The organism is Haloferax sp. S2CR25, assembly GCF_031624535.1.
Classification (GTDB): Archaea; Halobacteriota; Halobacteria; order Halobacteriales; family Haloferacaceae; genus Haloferax; species Haloferax massiliensis.
In genome coordinates this window covers 272,183-291,232 of sequence record NZ_JAMQOO010000001.1, presented here as the reverse complement: position 1 = coordinate 291,232, position 19,050 = coordinate 272,183, and the positions used below count along the sequence as shown (strand labels likewise).

Genomic DNA, 19,050 nt, shown 5'->3' with positions numbered 1-19,050 from the left:
GTTTCAGGATTGATAGCCTTCCCCTTCGCGGGGCAACAGTTTCGTCTCCTTGCGGCCCACGGTGGAAGACGCCCGCGACCGCCGGAAAGCGCCGTCAGTCGTACCTAGTCGTACTCGTAGAAGCCCTTGCCCGTCTTCTTGCCGAGGTCGCCCGCCGCGACCTTGCGCTTGAGCAGGTACGCCGGCTTGTAGCGGTCGCCGAGTTCCTCGAACAGCGTCTCGGAGGCGTCCAGACAGATGTCGAGGCCGATGTGGTCCGCGAGGGTGAGCGGCCCCATCGGGACGTTCGTGCCGAGGGTCATGCCGCGGTCGATGTCCTCCTTTTCGGCGACGCCCTCGTCGTAGGCGCGGATGCCCTCGTTGAGCCACGGCATGAGGATGCGGTTGGTGACGAAGCCGGGCTTGTCGTCGGACTCCCACGTCTCCTTGCCGAGGGCCTCCGAAAAGTCGTGGGCGAACGCGACGACCTCGTCGTCGGTCTTCTCGCCGCGGACGACCTCGACGCCCTTCATAATCGGTACGGGGTTCATGAAGTGGAGGCCGACGACGAGTTCGGGGCGCTCTGTCGCGGCCGCGATGGTCGTGATGGAGAGCGTGCTGGTGTTCGTCGCCAGCACGACGCCCTCCGGCACGATGTCGTCGAGGTCGGCGAAGACCTCGCGCTTGACGTCCATGTTCTCGACCGCCGCCTCGACCACGAGGTCGCAGTCCGCGAGGTCCGCGAGTTCGGTCGTCCCCGAGACGCGCCCCTTCGTCGCATCGGCCTCGTCCTCGGTCAGTTTCTCCTTGGAGACGAACCGCGAGAGGCTGTCGTCGATGGCCGACAGGCCGCGTTCGACGTACTCCGTTTCGAGGTCGCGCATGACCACGTCGTAGCCGGCCATCGCGGCCACCTGCGCGATGCCGTTGCCCATCGTTCCCGCGCCGACGACGCCCACCGTGTCGATATCTTCGGTATCGTACATGTCCGGGTCTGCGCGAGGTGGGGAGGTAAAACTTGCCGATGCGTTCGGAATAGTGACAGACTCGTGACTGTCACGGGAAGACTCAAGTCGGGCGCAAGAATGGGGATATGCAACGGTGATTGGGGTGAATGACGCCGGCAGATACGACGAAGACGACGCGGGCGGGGACGGAGGGGAAGCCGTCTCGGACGCGCACCGGAGCGACGAGGAGGGCACGGACCGGGCGAACGGGCCGGACGAGGGGCCATCGGACCCCGACGAGGCGCTGACCCACCTGCTCAGACCGCGGGGCGACCGCGCGAGCGACGGCGTCCCGACCGAGCTACAGGACCTGAAATACGTCGGCCCGGCGACCGCCGAGTGCCTCGCCGGGGCGAACATCGACGCGGCCGCTATCGTCGACGGCGAGGTGTGCTACCGCGACCTCGTCGCCGCGGGGACGAACCCCGGCGTGGCGGCGAAGATTCGGCGCTGGCACTCGCTTTCGTGGTCGTTCAACTCCGGCGACGACCTCGACCGGCGCTCCTCGCAGGTCCGCGGACTGGGCGACGACGAGCGCGCGTGGGTCGCCGCGAGTTCGGGCGACTGGGACGAGACCGACGGCGCAGCCGACACCGACGACGGCGACAGCAACGGCGAAGCCGGCGATTGGACCCCGAGCGGCCGGGGCGAGGCGGCGGGGAAAAACAGGCCCGCGCGAGACGGGGACTGGACGCCGTCGGGTTCGGGGGACGGGGGAGACGGGGCGGACGTACACTCGGAGCCGACCGCGTCGGGCGATTGGACGCCGACCGGGACGACGGGGGCGTCCGCCGACGGCTCGGGCGACGCGCTCGCGGCCGAAGAGGCGTGGCGCGAACGGTCGAAACCCGAACCGCTCACGACGCTCGCCGGCATCGGCGAGGACGACGCCGAACTGCTCGCGGAGGCGGGCGTCCGCTCCGTCAGACGGCTCGCCACCGCCGACCCGGAACACGTCGCAGACGCCCTCCAAATCGACCCGACCGTCGTCAGCGCGTGGAAGGCGCAGGCGCGCGACGCGATGGAGTGAGTCTCGGTTGCAACTCCCCCCGGCCGAATTTTTACTATCTGAGTAGTAATTTTTATTCGGAAGGGATTATCCCGTAATATTTCGTTACGAACTTCATAACCACCATATTCAACAATATTCCCTAAACGACCCTAGACGTAGTCTTTATATAGGTAGTTACACCATTTTGAATCAGATGATGCCCGGCTCCGACACGGCCGTCGACTCCCCGCAGACGGTATCTTCCGCCCCGACGACGTTCGGGGGGAGTTCCCGCCTCGCCGACGATTCGCCGACGACTCGCCGACGCCCCGAGGGGTGGGCCTGATGGCGACGACGGACGTCAACACCGCCGACACCGCCCGCGACGTGCGGACCATCGACGGCGTGGTCGACGTCATCGCGAGCACCGCGCCCGAGATTCGAACCGGCCTCCCCGGTCGGCGCGTCACCGCCGAAGAAGAGAACCCGAGCGGCGAGACGCAGATGGCCGCCGACGTGTTCGCCGACGACCTCCTCTGCGAGCGCATCGGCGCGCTCGACGGCGTCGGCGAGTACGCAAGCGAGGAGCGCCCCGAGTCGGTCGACGTGGGCACCGGCCGCCTGTCGGTCGCGGTCGACCCGCTCGACGGCTCGTCGAACCTGAAACCGAACAACACGATGGGGACCATCTTCGCGGTCTACGAGTCGCCCCTCCCGGCCCACGGCCGCGACCTCGTCGCCGCCGGCTACGTCCTCTACGGCCCCGTCATGACGATGGTCGTCGCCCGCGACGGCCACGTCGACGAGTACGTCATCCACGACGACGCGAGCCACGAACTCGTCCGCGAGGACGTCACGCTCCCCGACGAGGGGTCGGTGTACGGCTTCGGCGGCCGCGTCCCCGACTGGACCGACGACTTCGAGGCGTTCGCCCGCGAGGTCGAACAGGACCCCTCGCGCAAGCTCCGCTACGGCGGCTCCATGATCGGCGACGTGAACCAGATTCTCACCTACGGCGGCATCTTCGCGTACCCCACGCTGGAGTCCGCCCCCGAGGGCAAACTCCGCGTCCAGTTCGAGGGCTACCCCATCGGCTACGTCATCGAGACGGCCGGCGGCGCGACCTCCGACGGCACGAAGTCGCTTCTCGACGTGGACAAGGACGAACTCCACGCGCGGACCCCGATGTACGTCGGCAACACCGACCTCATCGCGAAGCTCGAAGCCGCGCTCGCCTAACTCGGAACTTCGTTTTCGGTGGCAGAAACGACCCGCTGAGCCGCGGCAGTCGCCGTCTCGGCCGCGAGGCGACCGAACGCGTACGCCGCGGTCGCACGTCTGGCGGCGTCGGTCGCGGCCGAATCGTTCCGCCGCGCCGACTCGCGGAGGTGTTCGAGATGCCGGTCGCCGCCGAGAACCACGTCTTCGGCGTACCGGAGTCGCTCCCGTTCGACCGGCCCCGGATTCGACCCGAGCGACTCGCAGAGGGCGTCGACCGCCCGCCTACGGGTTCGAACCACGGTCGCTGCCGCGTCTGCCTTCGGGAGGCGCTCGGCATCGAGCGCGTCGAGAACGCGCGCCCGGATGCGGATTGCGTGGACGACCCCCGCGAGCGCGTCGAGCGCCGTCGCGGGTGCGCCGCGGTCGAGCGCCGCGCTCGCTTGTTCAGTGTCGGGTGCGAGCCTCGCGACGACCATCGCTTCGACGGGTCGACCCGTCGGAACGGGTTCGAACTCGGCGACGGTCTCGCTCGTCGCTCGGAGAAGCCTCTCAGCCGCGGCGGTCATCGGTCGGCGAAGGTCCGACGTGTGTTCGAACACGCGTTCCCGCTGTCCGTCGACGAGCGCGCCCGCGTCGGCGAGGGCGACACGAGTCGCCACGACCTCGCCCGCCGACATCGCGAGATACTGCACGCGCTCGTCGCCGTCCGCCCGTTCGGCTTTGTCGAGGTCCCACGACCCCGCTTCGAGCGCGGCGTCCGCGCGGTGAATCCGTTCTTCTATCGCACTCGCAACGACGATTCCGGCGGGGACCGTCGTCGCCCGGTACTCGATATCGCGGCGACGCTCGGCCACCAGCGGTCCGAAGTCGTCGAGCCGGTTCCGGAGCGCCGACTCCGTCGCGATTCCCTCGGCCGCGTCGAGCCAACCGTGGCCTTCGCCGAGCGTCTCGCGGGCGTAGCGAATCGCGTCGAGCGCCGCCGTTCGCTGGTGGCTCCCGCTCAGGAATCGCCGCGCATCAGAGAGGTCGTCCCGCGCGGACGCCACGGCGCGGTCGCTCGCGTCGAGTTCGGCCGGGAGGTTCGAGAGTCGGGCGTCGAGTCGCTCCGCGCGCTCCCGTGCAATAGTTCGCCCCGTCGTCAGGTATCCGTTCGGGAGCGGGAGCGAAGGCGAGCCAACAGTCGGAATCGGCGTTTCGCTCGCGTCGTCGAGCGTCTCGCGGTCGTACTTCGGACGACCGATGCACCCGGCGAGCGCACCGACGCCGAACACACCGACCGCTTCGAGGAGGGACCGTCGAGAGAGCGGAAGAGACACGTTGGTCCTGCGGGCGCATCGGGCCTATCGCTTTCGCCCGACCGGCAAATCATACATGGAAAACCATTTTGAATACGGTGGTGCATCACCGAGTATGAAGGTCAGAATCGGCGACGGCGCGACCGGCGACGAGGCCGAGGCCATCGCCAGCGCGCTGGCGCGACACCTCGGGACGGACGTGAACGTCTTCGTCGGCGACGGCGAGGAGGCCGTCGCGGACGCCGAACCGCCCGCGGACACCTTCCCGCTGGACGACGACATGGGACCGACCGAGCGCGAGGAGAAACTCCGCGAGGAGATAGCGGACATCCTCGGCGGCGGTCCCGAGAAGTACAAACAGCGCCTGCCGGAGTCGGGAAAACTGTTCGTCCGCGACCGCCTCGACCGCTGGTTCCCGGAGGGGCTGGCGTTCGAGGACGGCAAGTTCGCCAACTTCGACTCGTGGCACGAGAACTCCCCCGAGGTCGACGAGGCGGACCCGAACACCCGCCTGCCGGGCGACGGCCTCCTCACGGGTGCCGCCGAGTTCGAGGGCCGCGACCTCCACTTCATGGCCAACGACTTCACCGTCAAGGCCGGGTCGATGGCCCGCCGCGGCGTCGAGAAGTTCCTCCGCATGCAGCAGCGGGCGCTCAAGACCGGCAAGCCGGTGCTCTACCTGATGGACTCCTCCGGCGGCCGCATCGACCAGCAGACCGGCTTCTTCGCCAACCGCGAGGGCATCGGGAAGTACTACTACAACCACTCGATGCTCTCGGGGTACGTCCCGCAGATTTGCGTCCTCTACGGGCCGTGCATCGCCGGCGCGGCCTACACGCCCGTCTTCGCCGACTTCACGGTCATGGTCGAGGGGATGTCCGCGATGGCCATCGCCTCGCCGCGCATGGTGAAGATGGTCACCGGCGAGGAGATCTCCATGCAGGACCTCGGCGGCGCGCGGATGCACGCCGAGGAGTCCGGAAGCGCCGACCTCGTCGCCCGCGACGAGGCGCACGCCCGCGAACTCGTCTCCCAACTCGTCACCTACCTCCCCGACAAGGCCGGCGAGAAGCCGCCGCGCTCCGAGTCGAAACCGCCGCGGTACTCGCCCGACGGCATCGACGAACTCATCCCCGAGTCGCCGAACCGCCCCTACGACGCCCACGACCTCATCGAGCGCGTCGTCGACGCCGAGTCCGTGTTCGAACTGAAGCCCGACTACGGCAAGGAAATCGTCACCGCGTTCGCCCGCATCGACGGCCGGCCGGTCGGCATCGTCGCCAACCAGCCGACGGAGCGCTCGGGGGCCATCTTCCCCGACGCCGCCGAGAAGGCCGCGGAGTTCATCTGGACCTGCGACGCCTACGAGATTCCGCTCCTCTACCTCTGTGACACGCCCGGCTTCATGGCCGGCTCGCAGGTCGAAAAAGACGCCATCCTGGAGAAGGGCAAGAAGTTCATCTACGCCACGTCGTCGGCGACGGTGCCCAAACAGACCGTCATCGTGCGGAAGGCCTACGGCGCGGGCATCTACGCCATGGGCGGCCCCGCCTACGACCCCGAGAGCGTCATCGCGCTCCCCTCGGGGGAGATCGGCATCATGGGCCCCGAGGCCGCCATCAACGCGGTGTACGCGAACAAGCTCGCCGACATCGACGACCCGGAGGAACGGGCGCGGATGGAAGACGAACTCCGCGAGGAGTACCGCGAGGACATCGACGCCCACCGGATGGCGAGCGAGGTCGTCATCGACGAAATCGTCCCGCCGTCGACCCTCCGCGACGAGCTTGCGGCCCGCTTCGAGTTCTACGCGGACGTGGACAAGTCGCTCCCCGACAAGAAGCACGGAACCGTCATCTGAACCGGTTTCGGCGGTTAATGCTCCGTTTTTCCGGCCGGTATTCTCACGATAACTGACCTAAGCGGCTCGTACTGAGGACGGTCGGAGTGGTACGAACCTCATCGTCGGCCGACTCCCGTCCCGTCCCACTCGTCCCGTCCGTCCCGTCTCGCCGCGGCTTCGGGAACTGTCGCCTGCCGATAGCCCGCCATGAGCCACGAAGTTCCCCTTCCCGAGACGCCCCGAGCGGCATTCGCACACGCGGTAAGCGACGAGCACGTCCTCTGGACCGTGACGATGCTGGCGTTCGTCCTCGACGTGTTGACGACGCTCTACGGACTGGGCCGGGGACTCGCCGAACTGAACCCCGTCGTGCTCGCGCTCATTCCCGTGTTCGGGCCGGTTGGCGCGCTCATCTCGCTGAAACTCGTCGTGCTCGCGGTCGCGGTCGTCGCGTGGCGCGCCCTCCCGAGTCGCTACCGCGGGGCGATTCCCATCGGCGTGGCCGTCCCGTGGGGCGTCGCCGGGCTGATGAACACCCAACTCATCCTCGTCACGGTGTTCGGGTAGGCCGCCGGAGCGAGTCGACCGAGACGGCCCACGCGAGCCCCGCGAGCCCGATGTCGCGGGCGAGCACGTCGCCGAACAGGCCGCCCTCCGCGACGAAGACGACCGCGAGATAGAGACACGTCGCCGACAGCGAGACGGCCGCGACGGCGCTCGCGAGGGCGGTGTAGCGGTCGGCGAGGATGGCCGCGCCGAAGCCGACTTCGAGGACGCCGTTTGCGAGCATGAACGTCACCGGCGAGACGACGAGCAGCGGCGCGAGCCACGGGACGACGTACGCCGACCACGAAAGCGGGTCCAGAAGCTTGTGGACGCCCGCGGCGAACACCATCGCGCCGAGGCCGACCCGGGCAAGCGTCGTCGGGTCCGGTGCGCGGGCGGCGACCGACGCGGCCCGGTCGGTGGCCGAAGAAGCCCAGTCGGCCGCCGAGGCGGACCGCGCGGGGCGGTCGTCGAAATCCATGTCCGGCCTAGCGACGCCGGGGAGAAAACGGTGCGGGTGGGCGTGGAACCGCAGAGCGACGCAGTCTGGGCCGACTCAGTCGCCGTCCGCGTCGACGGCGAACTCGCGTTTCAGCGACAGCGCCGTGCGCTCGAACTCGCAGACGAGGTCGTCGTGCTGGTTGAACACCTCGACTTTCATCGTCACCACGCCGCGCTCGCCGTCGGAGGTCTCGCGCTTGTCGAGGACGGTCGTCTGCGCCCGGAGCGTGTCGCCGTGGAACACCGGGTTCGGGTGGGACACGTCGTCGTAGCCGAGGTTCGCCACGATGGTCCCGTCGGTCGTGTCGGGAATCGAGAGGCCGACCGCGAGGCTCATCGTGTAGAGGCCGTTGACCAGTCGCTCGCCGAACTGCGAGTCGCCCGCGAACTCGGCGTCGAGGTGGAGCGGCTGCTGGTTCATCGTCATGTCGCAGAAGCGCTGGTTGTCCGACTCCGAGACGGTGCGTCGCTTCTCGTGTTCGATGGTCCGGCCGACCTCGAACTCCTCGTAGTACAGACCGGTCATGGCGAAACGTGTGATAGACCGTGATAAAATCGTGCCGGTCGCCCCGCATCGCGTGACAACTATTGCCCCGAGCGAAAGGAGATAACAACCATTATAATTATCCACAATAGAGGATTGCGAAAGCGCCCGATTGCGGCTGATTCGGTCGGCCGTCCGGTCGGCGATTCGGCCGTCACTGCGGGCGCGGGACGACGCGTCTGTCCCCCGGCACAGCCGGCGCTCGGCCGGCACGACCAATCATGGCATCCGCAGCACCATCCACCGCGACGGACGACGAACCGACCGAAGAGACAGCCCTCCAGACGGCCCGCCGACAGCTCGAACGCGCGGCGGCGAACCTCGACGTCGACCCCGGCGTCATCGAGCGGCTTCGACACCCGAATCAGGTCCACCGCGTCTCGGTGCCGCTCGAACGCGACGACGGCTCGACCGCGGTCTACACCGGCTACCGCGCCCAGCACGACAGCGTCCGCGGGCCGTACAAGGGCGGCCTCCGGTTCCACCCCGCCGTGACCGAAGCCGAGTGCATCGGGCTCTCGATGTGGATGACGTGGAAGTGCGCCGTGATGGACCTCCCGTTCGGCGGCGGCAAAGGCGGCATCGTCGTCGACCCCAAGGACCTCTCGGCCGACGAGAAAGAGCGGCTCACCCGCCGGTTCGCAGAAGAGCTTCGGCCCTTCATCGGCCCCACGAAGGACATCCCCGCGCCCGACATGGGCACCGACGCCCAGACGATGGCGTGGTTCATGGACGCCTACTCGATGCAGGAAGGCGAGACGAAGGCGGGCGTCGTGACGGGTAAGCCGCCGGTCGTCGGCGGGAGCGAGGGCCGCGACACCGCGCCCGGCCGCTCCGTCGCCATCATCGCCCGCGAGGCCATCGGCTACCTCGGCTGGGACGTCGAAGACACCACCGTCGCGGTCCAGGGGTTCGGCTCGGTCGGCGCGCCCGCCGCGCGACTCCTCGACGACGAGGGCGCGACGGTCGTCGCCGTCTCCGACGTGAACGGGGCCATCTACGACCCCGACGGCCTCGACACGCACGACGTGCCGACCCACGAGGAGGAACCCGAAGCCGTCATGAAGTACGACGCGCCGCGGAAGCTCTCGAACGAGGAACTGCTCGAACTCGACGTCGACGTGCTCATCCCGGCCGCCGTCGGCAACGTCCTGACCGCCGAGAACGCCCGCGACGTGCGGGCTGACCTCATCGTCGAGGGCGCGAACGGCCCGACCACGTCGGCCGCGGACGAACTGTTCGAGGAACGCGAGATTCCGGTCGTCCCCGACATCCTCGCCAACGCCGGCGGCGTCACCGTCTCGTATTTCGAGTGGTTGCAGGACCTCAACCACCGCTCGTGGTCGCTCGAACGCGTCCACGACGAACTGGAGACCGAGATGCTCCGCGCGTGGACCGCCGTCCGCGAGCGCGTCGAGGAACACGACGCGACGTGGCGCGACGCCGCCTACATGGTCGCGCTCGAACGCGTCTCCGAGGCGCACGAACACCGCGGCCTCTGGCCCTGAACCGGGTCGCCGACGAGTCGATATTTCACCGCTCCCCTCGATACACACACCATGCCCCGACGAAGCGTCCTGTTTTCCCCCGGCGACCGACCCGAACTGCTGCGGAAGGCCCCCGGCGCGGGCGCGGACGTGCTCGTCTTCGACCTCGAAGACGCCGTCTCGCCCGACAGGAAAGCCGAGGCTCGGGAGACCGTCGCCGCCGTCCTCTCGGACCCCGACTTCGACCCCGACGCCGAGGTCGCGGTCCGCGTCAATCCCGGCGACGCCGGCCGCGACGACATCGACGCCGTCTGCGCCGCTCACCCGCCCGACGCGCTCGTCGTCCCGAAGGCGGCGAGCGCCGACGACGTGACGAGCGTCGCCGACGCGGCCCGCGAGGTGGGCGCGGACTGTCCGGTCATCGCCATCGTCGAGAGCGCGGCGGGCGTCCTCGCCGCCCCCGAAGTCGCGGCCGCGCCCGACACCGCCGCCGTCGTCTTCGGCGCGGAGGACTTCGCCGCCGACGTGGGCGCGACCCGAAGCGACGACGGGACCGAGGTGCTGTACGCCCGCGAGCGCGTCGTCGTCGCGGCCGCGGCCGCCGGCGTCCACGCCATCGACACGCTCCACGTCGACTATCGGGACGAGGCGGGACTCCGCGAGGACGCCGCGTTCGGCCGGCGACTCGGCTACGACGGGAAACTCGCTATCCACCCCGCGCAGGTGCCCGTCATCAACGAGGCGTTCGCGCCCGACGACGAGGACGTGGCGTGGGCGAAGAAGGTGCTCCGCGCCCGCGACGAGGCCGCGAGGGAGGGTCGGGGCGTCTTCGGCGTCGACGGCGAGATGATAGACGCCCCGCTCGTCAAGCAGGCCGAGAACGTCCTCGACCGCGCCGGGGAATCGTACTGAGCGAGGTCGGTCGCCCGAGACCGTCTGTCGGTGTCGGGCGGCACTTCGCGTGTTACATTTTATCTATGGATATGTGACCCAATATTGTGGTATGCTAAAATCCCCGCTACGCTTAAACGCCTGCCGGGTGCGTGTTATGTCATGGTACAAGAGGCGAACCCCTTCGAGAGCCTACAGGAGCAAATCGACGACGCGGCCGCCTACCTTGACGTTCGAGACGACGTTATCGAGCGGCTGAAGAACCCCGAGCGAGTCCTCGAAACGAACCTCGCCGTCGAGATGGACGACGGCGACGTCGAGCTGTTTCGCGCCTACCGGTCGCAGTTCAACGGCGACCGCGGCCCGTACAAAGGCGGGATTCGCTACCACCCGAACGTCAGCCGAGACGAGGTGAAGGCGCTGTCGGGTTGGATGGTGTACAAGTGCGCCGTCGTCGACATCCCCTACGGCGGCGGCAAGGGCGGCATCGTCATCGACCCCAAGGCGTACTCCGAGTCCGAACTCGAACGCATCACCCGGTCGTTCGCCAAGGAGCTTCGCCCCCTCATCGGCGAGAGCCGCGACATCCCCGCGCCCGACGTGAACACCGGCCAGCGGGAGATGAACTGGATCAAGGACACCTACGAGACGCTCGAAAACACGACCGCGCCGGGCGTCATCACCGGGAAGGCGCTCTCCAACGGCGGCAGTGAGGGTCGCGTCGAGGCGACCGGGCGCTCGACGATGCTCACCGCCCGCGAGGCGTTCGACTACCTCGGCCGCGACATCGAGGGCGCGACCGTCGCCGTGCAGGGCTACGGGAACGCCGGCTCCGTCGCCGCGAAACTCATCGAGGACCTCGGCGCGACGGTCGTCGCCGTCTCCGACTCCTCCGGCGGCATCTACGACGCCGACGGTCTCGACACCCGCGCGGTCAAGGGGTTCAAAAACGAGACCGGCACCGTCTCGGACTACGAGGGAACGGAGGCCATCTCCAACGAGGAGCTTCTCACCCTCGACGTGGACCTGCTCGTTCCCGCCGCGCTGGAGAACGCCATCGACGGCGAACTCGCCCACGACGTAAACGCGGACGTGGTCGTCGAGGCCGCGAACGGCCCGCTCACGCCCGACGCCGACGACGTGCTCACCGAGCGCGAGGTTCACGTCTTCCCCGACATCCTCGCCAACGCCGGCGGCGTCACCGTCTCGTACTTCGAGTGGGTCCAGAACCGCCAGCGGTTCTACTGGACCGAAGACCGCGTCAACGACGAACTGGAGCGCGTCATCGTCGACGCCTTCGAGGAGCTCGTCGACGCCTACGAGACCCACGACCTGCCGAACTTCCGCACCGCGGCCTACGTCGTCGCCATCCGCCGCGTCGTCGACTCCTACGACTCCGCCGGCAACTGGCCGTAGGGTCGGCGTCAGTCGTCGCCTCGGCGGTTTCGTCCTGCCGTCTCGTCGCCTCGCTTTTCGACCGTTTCGCCCGCCGTGCTGTGTCCGCCGCGGTCGCCGATATCGCCGATTCTGTGCATGGTGGTGAATATCACTCAGAGCGTCCGATGCCGGGGGATTCAAGTCGGTGTAGGTCGCGTCATTCATCGATGCGTCAGGACCACCTCATCTCCGCGTCGCACCTCTCGCGGGAGGACATCGAGGCGGTGCTCGACCGCGCGGCCGACATCGACGCCGACCCGGCCGCGTTCCGGCAGCGACACGCCGGAAAGGTTCTCGGGCTCTGTTTCTTCGAGCCGAGCACGCGAACCCGGATGAGCTTCGACTCCGCGATGAAACGCCTCGGCGGCCAGACCGTCGATATGGGCCCGGTCGAGTCGTCGTCGGTCAAGAAGGGCGAGACGCTCGCCGACACCGTCCGCGTGGTCGAGGGCTACGCGGACGCGCTCGTGCTCCGCCACCCGAGCGAGGGCGCGGCCACGATGGCCTCCGAGTTCGTCGACGTACCCCTCGTCAACGCGGGCGACGGCGCGGGCCAGCACCCGAGTCAGACCCTGCTGGACCTCTACACCATCCGGGAGAACGCCGGCCTCGACGACCTCACCATCGGCATCATGGGCGACCTGAAGTACGGCCGGACGGTCCACTCGCTGGCCGAGGCGCTGACGAACTTCGACGCCAGCCAGCACTTCATCAGCCCCGAGAGCCTGCGGCTCCCCCGGAACGTCCGCTACGACCTCCACGCCTCGGGCGCGCAGGTCAGAGAACACACCGAACTCGACGAGGTGCTCCCCGAACTCGACGTGCTCTACGTGACGCGCATCCAGCGCGAGCGCTTCCCCGACGAAAACGAGTACCGCAAGGTCGCGGGACAGTACCAGATCGATTCGGAGACGCTGGAAGCGGCGTCCGACGACCTCACAATCATGCACCCGCTGCCTCGCGTGGACGAGATTTCGCCGGACATCGACGACACCGACCACGCGACGTACTTCGAACAGGCCCACAACGGCATCCCGGTCCGGATGGCGCTGTTGGACATCCTCCTCTCCCAAGACGATGACTGACGACCACCAACTCCGCGTCTCGAAGATTCGAAACGGCACCGTCATCGACCACGTCGCCGCGGGGCAGGCGCTCAACGTCCTCGCCATCCTCGGCATCGACGGCACCAGCGGAGAGGCGGTCTCGGTCGGGATGAACGTCCCCTCCGACCGCCTCGGCCGCAAGGACATCGTGAAGGTCGAAGGCCGCGAGCTGAGCCAGTCCGAGGTGGACGTGCTGTCGCTCATCGCGCCCGCCGCGAGCATCAACATCGTCCGCGACTACGACGTGGTCGAGAAGAACCGGGTCGTCCGCCCCGACGCCGTCGCGAGCATCATCTCGTGTCCGAACAGAAACTGCATCTCCAACGCCGACGAACCCATCCAGTCGCGCTTTACGGTCCTCTCGGACGGCGTGCGCTGTGACTACTGCGAGACCATCGTCCGCGAGGACGAAGTCGCGGCCAACCTCGACGTGAACTGACCGTTTCAGGAGTCGTTCGACGCCCTTTTTCCCGCGGCGCTCGCCGGACAGCGGTGGTCCTCGTCGGCGAACTCGACGCCGTCGAACTCGAACCTCGCGCCGCCTGTCGCCGCGCCCCCGACGGAGACCGACCAACCGTGGGCCTCCGCCAGCGACCGGACGATGTCGAGGCCGAAGCCCGTCCCCTCGGCCGAGGTGGTGAAGCCGCGTTCGAACACCCGCGCGGCGTCGGCGGCGTCGATGCCGGTGCCGTCGTCTTCGACCGCGACCGTCCCGTCTGCCGGCGACGCGGTGACGCGGACGGTCAGCGGCGAGGCTCGGCCGTCCGCGGAGCCGTGTTCGACCGAGTTCCGAAACAGGTTCTCGAACAGCCGCTGGAGCCGACCGGGGTCGGCGTGAACCGTCGCGGTCGACTCGACGACGAGCGTCGCGTCGTCCGTCTCGACCGTGTCCCACGCCCGGCGGGCGACCGCCTCGACGGAGACGGGCGTGAACTCGACGACGGCCGTCCCGCGGCGGGCCGCGGTCAACACGTCGGTGACGATGTCGTCGATTCGGGTCAGCGAGGTGGCGACCCGTTCGAGGTTCGCGGAGTCGTTCACCTGTCGTTCGAGGTCGAGAAAGCCGATCGCGACGGAAAGCGGGTTCCGAAGGTCGTGCGAGAGGACCCGCGCGAACTCACCGAGGCGCTCGTTTTGCTGTGCGAGCCGCTCTTCGTGTTGCCGGCGGGTCGTGATGTCGCGGCCGACGCCGCAGAAGCCGACGACCTCGCCGTCCGGTCCCGTGAGCCGACGGCCGGTGAGTTGGAACAACAGCGTGCCGTCGTCGGTCGGCAACCGCGCTTCGACGACGGTCGTTCCCGTTCGGATGACCTCCTCGACGGCGCGCTCGACCGCCGGACGGTCGGCCTCGTGGAAGAACGCGTCGGCCGGCATGCCGGTGAGTTCGGCCTCCGACATCCGGGTGAGTTCCGTGAGTCGCTCGTTCCACGAGACGAGTCTCCCCTCGCGGTCGTAGACGTAGAACACGTCGTCGAGCGCGTCGAGCGCGTCCTCGATGAACCAACTCGCGTCCGCCGAGAACGCTCCACGGTCGGCCGTGTCGCGAGCGGCCCGCGCCTTGCGATGTTCGCAGGCGAAGTGCTGAATCCGCGAGCCGAGCGCGTCGGCGGCGTCGGCGGCGTCGCGCTCTGCCTTCCCGATGCACTCCTCGCGGGCGAGATACGCGTCGATACCCAAATCGACCAGTTCCGTCACGGAGTGGTCAGCGTCGCCAGACGCCAGGAAGACCACGGGGAGGTCGCAGTCTGTGTTTCGAATCTCGCGGAGCAGCGAGGCGGGGTCGCCGTCGGAGAACCCCGAACCCAAGACGAGACAGTCGTACGAGTCGCCGTCGAGAGCGCGGCGGGCGGCGGCGAGCGTCGCCGCCGAGTCGACGACGGCGTTCGAGACCGTCCGCTGGACGACGCGAGAGATCTCGCGGTCGCCGTCGGCGGAAAGGACGCGAATCGAGGGGTCGAGTGGCATCGGGCGAAAGGGAACGAACTGAACGACAGACAGAATGCTCTCAGATGAGATAACGTTTCTGTGAATTCTCACGGAAACTGAACCGCAGTAGAGCGCGAGTGACCAGTTTCCGGTCACCTGCGCGTTGCCCACGGTGTCGTAATCACTTAGTGCGGTGCGGTCGAAACCATCGGTATGTCCAAGAAGGCCAAACTGGTCCTGGTACTGGCGCTCGTCGCGGTCCTCTACACCGTGTTCTCCGGTAGCGGAGAGACCGTCGAAGTCGAAATCGAGGAGTAACCGCTTTTCGGCGCTCGGTCGTCCCCGACCGAGTCCGCCCCGCTCTCGCCCGTCCAGCGGCCGCGCCGGAAAGCCGTCCGCACGCCCGAGAGCGAACGACTTACCCGACGGCCGCGCGAAGGCGGAGCCATGTACGGGGTCGTCACGCGCAACGAGGAGGAAGTCGACTGGCCGGAGTTCGACCGCGGGTTCTACGAGGTCAAAGACGTCACCGGTCGGGCGGCCGAACCGCTGTCGAACGCCGTCAACATGATTTCGTGTTTCGGCGACAACGCCGCCGCCAACGAGAGCCCCGAGTTGGTCCCCGTCGACGGCGAGGGGAACCCGGCGACGCGGGACCGCACGTACTTCGACTGGGCGTACATCTGCCCGACGAACGAGAAGTACCGCGCCGGCCTGCTCGAAATCGTCGCGGACGCCGCCGCGGCCAACGGCGACGTGCGCCTCGACGACGTGGGCTTCCCCCGCGACGAGTACTGCCGGTGCGACCGGTGTACCTCGCAGTTCGAGGCGTGGGCCGACGACCGCGGCCGCGACGCCGACGACGAGGACGCGTGGTTCGAGTGGCGCGCCGAGGTCATCACCGACTTCGTCGCCGACGCCGCCGAGCGCGTCCCCGGCCGCCTGTATCTCACGCTGTACCCCGACCCCTATCCGGGCCACCTCTACCGCCGCGCCGGCCTCGACATCGAGGCGCTCTCGGAGTACGTCGACGAGTTCGTCGTCCCGCTGTACGACACCAACTACGGGACGACCTACTGGCTCGAAACCATCGCCCGCGGCTTCGTCTCGCTTCTGGACCCCTACGACGCCGACTTCTCGCTCGAACTGTACGCCGTGAACGTGGACGTGGACGACCTCATCCACGCCATCGAGGTCGCAGACGAGTACGCCAAAGACGTGCTGTTCGGCTACGACGCGAGCAACGCCGCCGCGACGCTCCGCCGGATGACCGCCGACGGCTCGCGCGGAAAGACCTACCACCCCGACGACGCGACCCGCTGAGCGCGGGGCTCATCGGCGAGGCGACCGCCCCCGGAACCGACCTCAGAACGCGCCGGCGAGGTAGCCGATGACGACGATGCCGAGGAGGAAGACGAGCGCCGCGAACGCGAACAGCGCGAACATCAGTCGCCGCTGTCCGCTCGTCGGTTGTGCCATGGACGTTCTCCGGACCGCACCCACTTATGATAGTCGGCGCTCCGGGCGGTCCCGTCCGGACGGTCCAACCCCGTCGCCTCAGTCGAGGTCTTCGATTGGGTCCGCGTTGCCGAAGTACGGGTCGGGACCGTCGCCGGGGGCCGCCCACGCGACGGCGTTGTCGAGGACGGTCCGAACCTCCGACTGCTCGTAGATGGGGTAGGTCTCGTGGCCCGGCCGGAAGTAGAACACGCGACCCTTGCCGCGGGTGTAACAACAGCCGGAGCGGAACACCTCGCCGCCCTCGAACCACGAGGTGAACACGAGGTCGTCCGGCGCGGGGATGTCGAACCGCTCGCCGTACATCTCGGCGCGCGGGACCTCGAACGACTCGGGAAGCCCGTCCGCGATGGGGTGGCCCGGCTCGACGACCCAGACGCGCTCTTTCTCGCCCGACTCGCGCCACTTCAGCGAGCAGGTCGTGCCCATCAGGCGCTTGAACGGCTTGGAGTAGTGTCCCGAGTGGAGCACGAGCAGGCCCATCCCGCCGCGGACGCGGTCGACCACGCGGTCGACGACGGCGTCGTCTACCTCGTCGTGGGCCTTGTGGCCCCACCACGCCAGCACGTCGGTCTCGTCGAGGACGGACTCGGTGAGGCCGTGTTCCGGCTCGTCCAGCGTGGCCGTCTGCACGTCGTAGCCGGCCTCGCGGAGGCCGTCGGCTATCGTCGCGTGGATGCCGTCGGGGTAGACCGCGGCGACCTCGTCGTCTTCCTTCTCGTGTCGGTACTCGTTCCAGACCGTGACGGTGACCATACTCCCGGCGTCACCGGGCGGCGACAAGTATGCACCGAACGCGAGGCCGGGTGAGACCGCCCGACCAGCCGGCCTACTTCCCTTCGAACTCCGGTTCCCGCCGACTCGTGAACGACTCTACGCCCTCGGCGTGGTCGTCGGTCCCGAACATCACCGCCTGCGCCGACGCCTCGTGTTCGATGGCCGCCTCGATGGAGTCGTCGGGGCGGCGGAGCAGGCGCTTCGAGGCAGTGAGCGCCGTCGTCGGACCGCCGGCGATGCGCTCCGTGAGGGCGGCGAGTTCGGACTCGAACTCGTCCTCGCCCGCGACGCGGTTCACGACGCCGAGCTCCAGCGCCCGCTCGGGACCGAGTTCCTCGCCCGTGTAGACGAGTTCCATGGCGACGTTGCGCCCGACGAGCCGGGGAAGGAGGTACGACACCCCCGAGTCGACTGCGAGGCCGACCCGCCGGAAGCCGAAGCTGACGGCGGCGTCTTCGCGGAGGAGTTGGAGGTCGCAGGCGATGGCGAGCGCGCCGCCCGCGCCCACGGCCGGGCCGTCGATGGCCGCGACCGTCGGCAGGTCGCACTCGTAGACGCGGCGCACGCAGTCGGCGGTGTCGCGGACGACGTGGTCGACCGCCTCGGGGAGCGACATCGCGTCGGCCTGTAGCTCCAGCATGGCGTTCACGTCGCCGCCGGCGCAGAACGCGCCCGCCTCGTCGCTCCCGCGGACGACGACACAGCGCGCCGCGTCGGGGAGCGAGTCCAGCGCCTCGCGCACGCCCGCGGTCACCTCGACCGTCAGCGCGTTCCGAACCGCCGGGGCGTCCAGCGTCACCGTCGCCACGCCGCCGTCGAGCGCGAGCCGTACCGCGTCGGAGTCGAGTTCGACCTCGGTCATCTCCCGGTTCGACGTGCAGAATCGTGAAAAACGTTTGGACCGTGGAGAGTTGATTGCCACTGCGGTCAGGGGAACACCGCGCCCACGTCGATGCCGAGTCCGGGCCCGTCGGGGACGCGCATCCGGCCGTCGCGCACGGGTGCCGGGTCGGCCGCGAGGTCGGCGTCGAGGAGCGAGGCGGTCGCCAGCCCGTGGGCTCGGTCGCCGGGGAGCGACGCCGCGACGTGGAGCGCGCCGAGTCGGGCGACGACGGCGTCGATGGTGGTCGTGACGACGATTTCGACGCCGGCGTCGCGGGCGCGGGCGGCGAGGTCGCGGACGCGGTCCGGCCCGCCGAGCGCCATCGGCTTGCAGACGAGCACGTCCGCCGCGTTCGAGGCGAGCGCCCGCCCCGCCGGGACCGCCGAAAGCGACTCGTCGAGCGCGATGGGCGTGTCGTGGAGTCGCCGGAGGACCGCGTGGCCGTCGAGTTCGTCGGCGGGGAGCGGCTGTTCGAGGTAGTCGAGGTCGAGAGCCGACTCCTCGACCGAGTCGAGGAACCGGTCGGCGGTCCAGCGGTCCCACGCGGCGTTCGCGTCGGCCCGGAGCGACACGTCGGGACCGACCGCCTCGCGGACCGCCCGCAGGCGCGCCGCGTCGTCGGTCGGGTCCCGCGCGCCGACCTTCAGTTTGAGGCAGTCGTACCCCGACGCGACGGCGGTCTCGGCGGCCTCGACGGTCGCCTCGGGACCGTCGTCGCCGAGGGTCGCGTTCACCGGAAGCGAGGTGTGCGGGTCGGTGGCGAGGGACGCGGCGAGCGGCCGGTCGGCGGCGCGAGCGCGGGCGTCGGCGACGGCGAGCGAGACGGCGTGTCTCGCGGCGGGCGCGTCCGCGAGCGTCCCGTTTTCGAGCGCTGATTCGGGGTCGGCGTCACCGGTGGCGTCGTCTTCGGCGAGGCCGGCGAGCGCGTCGCGACAGTCGGCGAGCGACTCGGTCCAGCCCGGAAGCGGGGTCGCCTCGCCGACGCCGGTTTCGCCCGCGGCGTCGACCGCGACGAGGAACCCTTCGCGGCGCTCGATGTCGCCCGCGGCGGTCGAAAGCGGCGTTCTGAGGTCGACGGCGAACTCGCGGAATCGCATC

At 68.9% G+C, this 19,050-nt stretch carries 18 protein-coding genes; 10 read left to right on the top strand and 8 right to left on the bottom strand.

Translation table 11 applies throughout. The features are described from left to right. Positions 1 to 104 precede the first annotated feature (104 nt). A complete protein-coding gene (locus NDI65_RS01435; RefSeq protein ID WP_089777970.1) occupies positions 105 to 965 on the bottom strand; it encodes a 3-hydroxybutyryl-CoA dehydrogenase in 861 nt (286 codons plus the stop codon). Positions 966 to 1,089: 124 nt separating this feature from the next. Between NDI65_RS01435 and NDI65_RS01430 the strand changes: the two genes are divergently transcribed. Continuing rightward, complete coding sequence (locus tag NDI65_RS01430) at positions 1,090 to 2,016, top strand: helix-hairpin-helix domain-containing protein (RefSeq protein ID WP_089777969.1); 927 nt, start codon at positions 1,090 to 1,092, stop codon at positions 2,014 to 2,016. A 306-nt stretch (positions 2,017 to 2,322) separates the two neighbouring features. Beyond that, positions 2,323 to 3,216, top strand: coding sequence for a class 1 fructose-bisphosphatase (locus tag NDI65_RS01425; protein WP_089777967.1), 894 nt, complete (start codon positions 2,323 to 2,325; stop codon positions 3,214 to 3,216). Here the strand turns inward: NDI65_RS01425 and NDI65_RS01420 are convergent. Then, the gene (locus NDI65_RS01420) at positions 3,213 to 4,514 is read right to left on the bottom strand and encodes a hypothetical protein (protein ID WP_089777962.1); all 1,302 of its coding nucleotides are present in this window, start codon (positions 4,512 to 4,514) and stop codon (positions 3,213 to 3,215) included. The two genes, NDI65_RS01425 and NDI65_RS01420, sit on opposite strands and share 4 nt — an antisense overlap. Positions 4,515 to 4,608: 94 nt before the next feature. Between NDI65_RS01420 and NDI65_RS01415 the strand changes: the two genes are divergently transcribed. Both NDI65_RS01415 and NDI65_RS01410 read left to right on the top strand, forming a co-directional pair. Next, positions 4,609 to 6,354, top strand: a complete 1,746-nt coding sequence (locus NDI65_RS01415; RefSeq protein ID WP_089777960.1) for an acyl-CoA carboxylase subunit beta — start codon at positions 4,609 to 4,611, stop codon at positions 6,352 to 6,354. A gap of 189 nt (positions 6,355 to 6,543) precedes the next feature. After that, positions 6,544 to 6,903 (top strand): DUF5658 family protein, encoded by a 360-nt coding sequence (locus tag NDI65_RS01410; RefSeq protein ID WP_089777958.1) that lies wholly within the window; start codon positions 6,544 to 6,546, stop codon positions 6,901 to 6,903. On the opposite strand, the gene NDI65_RS01405 is transcribed toward NDI65_RS01410, so the two are convergent. Together NDI65_RS01405 and NDI65_RS01400 are read right to left on the bottom strand one after the other, a co-directional pair. After that, positions 6,887 to 7,363 (bottom strand): DoxX family membrane protein, encoded by a 477-nt coding sequence (locus NDI65_RS01405; RefSeq protein WP_089777956.1) that lies wholly within the window; start codon positions 7,361 to 7,363, stop codon positions 6,887 to 6,889. The two genes, NDI65_RS01410 and NDI65_RS01405, sit on opposite strands and share 17 nt — an antisense overlap. A 75-nt stretch (positions 7,364 to 7,438) precedes the next feature. Continuing rightward, positions 7,439 to 7,939, bottom strand: coding sequence for a MaoC family dehydratase (locus tag NDI65_RS01400; protein WP_342341512.1), 501 nt, complete (start codon positions 7,937 to 7,939; stop codon positions 7,439 to 7,441). A 209-nt stretch (positions 7,940 to 8,148) separates the two neighbouring features. Between NDI65_RS01400 and gdhB the strand changes: the two genes are divergently transcribed. From gdhB to pyrI, 5 genes are all read left to right on the top strand, one after another. Continuing rightward, positions 8,149 to 9,435 carry a glutamate dehydrogenase GdhB gene (gene gdhB / locus NDI65_RS01395; RefSeq protein ID WP_310893238.1) on the top strand — a complete coding sequence of 429 codons (1,287 nt, stop codon included), beginning with the start codon at positions 8,149 to 8,151 and terminating at the stop codon, positions 9,433 to 9,435. A gap of 51 nt (positions 9,436 to 9,486) precedes the next feature. Next, positions 9,487 to 10,326: a CoA ester lyase gene (locus NDI65_RS01390; RefSeq protein ID WP_310893237.1), complete on the top strand. Its 840-nt coding sequence runs from the start codon at positions 9,487 to 9,489 to the stop codon at positions 10,324 to 10,326. Between the two features lie 141 nt (positions 10,327 to 10,467). Next, the gene (locus NDI65_RS01385) at positions 10,468 to 11,721 is read left to right on the top strand and encodes a Glu/Leu/Phe/Val dehydrogenase (RefSeq protein WP_089777949.1); all 1,254 of its coding nucleotides are present in this window, start codon (positions 10,468 to 10,470) and stop codon (positions 11,719 to 11,721) included. Positions 11,722 to 11,909: 188 nt separating this feature from the next. Beyond that, on the top strand, positions 11,910 to 12,827 hold the full coding sequence (gene pyrB, locus NDI65_RS01380) for an aspartate carbamoyltransferase (RefSeq protein ID WP_007273735.1): 918 nt from the start codon (positions 11,910 to 11,912) through the stop codon (positions 12,825 to 12,827). Next, positions 12,820 to 13,287, top strand: a complete 468-nt coding sequence (pyrI, locus tag NDI65_RS01375; protein ID WP_004043480.1) for an aspartate carbamoyltransferase regulatory subunit — start codon at positions 12,820 to 12,822, stop codon at positions 13,285 to 13,287. The genes pyrB and pyrI overlap by 8 nt, the downstream gene beginning before the upstream one ends. A 5-nt stretch (positions 13,288 to 13,292) precedes the next feature. On the opposite strand, the gene NDI65_RS01370 is transcribed toward pyrI, so the two are convergent. Then, a complete protein-coding gene (locus NDI65_RS01370; protein WP_089777947.1) occupies positions 13,293 to 14,813 on the bottom strand; it encodes an ATP-binding protein in 1,521 nt (506 codons plus the stop codon). 408 nt (positions 14,814 to 15,221) lie between these two features. Between NDI65_RS01370 and NDI65_RS01365 the strand changes: the two genes are divergently transcribed. Then, positions 15,222 to 16,097: a hypothetical protein gene (locus tag NDI65_RS01365; RefSeq protein ID WP_089777946.1), complete on the top strand. Its 876-nt coding sequence runs from the start codon at positions 15,222 to 15,224 to the stop codon at positions 16,095 to 16,097. A gap of 234 nt (positions 16,098 to 16,331) precedes the next feature. On the opposite strand, the gene NDI65_RS01360 is transcribed toward NDI65_RS01365, so the two are convergent. The 3 genes from NDI65_RS01360 to menC form a co-directional block, all read right to left on the bottom strand. After that, positions 16,332 to 17,048: a ThuA domain-containing protein gene (locus NDI65_RS01360; RefSeq protein ID WP_310893227.1), complete on the bottom strand. Its 717-nt coding sequence runs from the start codon at positions 17,046 to 17,048 to the stop codon at positions 16,332 to 16,334. A 73-nt stretch (positions 17,049 to 17,121) separates the two neighbouring features. Further along, positions 17,122 to 17,931, bottom strand: coding sequence for an enoyl-CoA hydratase-related protein (locus tag NDI65_RS01355; protein WP_089777941.1), 810 nt, complete (start codon positions 17,929 to 17,931; stop codon positions 17,122 to 17,124). A gap of 65 nt (positions 17,932 to 17,996) precedes the next feature. Continuing rightward, on the bottom strand, positions 17,997 to 19,049 hold the full coding sequence (menC, locus tag NDI65_RS01350; RefSeq protein WP_310893224.1) for an o-succinylbenzoate synthase: 1,053 nt from the start codon (positions 19,047 to 19,049) through the stop codon (positions 17,997 to 17,999). Position 19,050: the final 1 nt, after the last annotated feature.

Bases quoted from the DNA above. Each gene is read 5' to 3' on its own strand.
- NDI65_RS01435 (WP_089777970.1), bottom strand. From the start codon at position 965: ATGTACGATACCGAAGATATCGACACGGTGGGCGTCGTCGGCGCGGGA.
- NDI65_RS01425 (WP_089777967.1), top strand. From the start codon at position 2,323: ATGGCGACGACGGACGTCAACACCGCCGACACCGCCCGCGACGTGCGG.
- NDI65_RS01415 (WP_089777960.1), top strand. From the start codon at position 4,609: ATGAAGGTCAGAATCGGCGACGGCGCGACCGGCGACGAGGCCGAGGCC.
- NDI65_RS01410 (WP_089777958.1), top strand. From the start codon at position 6,544: ATGAGCCACGAAGTTCCCCTTCCCGAGACGCCCCGAGCGGCATTCGCA.
- NDI65_RS01405 (WP_089777956.1), bottom strand. From the start codon at position 7,363: ATGGATTTCGACGACCGCCCCGCGCGGTCCGCCTCGGCGGCCGACTGG.
- gdhB (WP_310893238.1), top strand. From the start codon at position 8,149: ATGGCATCCGCAGCACCATCCACCGCGACGGACGACGAACCGACCGAA.
- NDI65_RS01390 (WP_310893237.1), top strand. From the start codon at position 9,487: ATGCCCCGACGAAGCGTCCTGTTTTCCCCCGGCGACCGACCCGAACTG.
- NDI65_RS01385 (WP_089777949.1), top strand. From the start codon at position 10,468: ATGGTACAAGAGGCGAACCCCTTCGAGAGCCTACAGGAGCAAATCGAC.
- pyrB (WP_007273735.1), top strand. From the start codon at position 11,910: ATGCGTCAGGACCACCTCATCTCCGCGTCGCACCTCTCGCGGGAGGAC.
- pyrI (WP_004043480.1), top strand. From the start codon at position 12,820: ATGACTGACGACCACCAACTCCGCGTCTCGAAGATTCGAAACGGCACC.
- NDI65_RS01370 (WP_089777947.1), bottom strand. From the start codon at position 14,813: ATGCCACTCGACCCCTCGATTCGCGTCCTTTCCGCCGACGGCGACCGC.
- NDI65_RS01365 (WP_089777946.1), top strand. From the start codon at position 15,222: ATGTACGGGGTCGTCACGCGCAACGAGGAGGAAGTCGACTGGCCGGAG.
- NDI65_RS01360 (WP_310893227.1), bottom strand. From the start codon at position 17,048: ATGGTCACCGTCACGGTCTGGAACGAGTACCGACACGAGAAGGAAGAC.
- NDI65_RS01355 (WP_089777941.1), bottom strand. From the start codon at position 17,931: ATGACCGAGGTCGAACTCGACTCCGACGCGGTACGGCTCGCGCTCGAC.
- menC (WP_310893224.1), bottom strand. From the start codon at position 19,049: ATGCGATTCCGCGAGTTCGCCGTCGACCTCAGAACGCCGCTTTCGACC.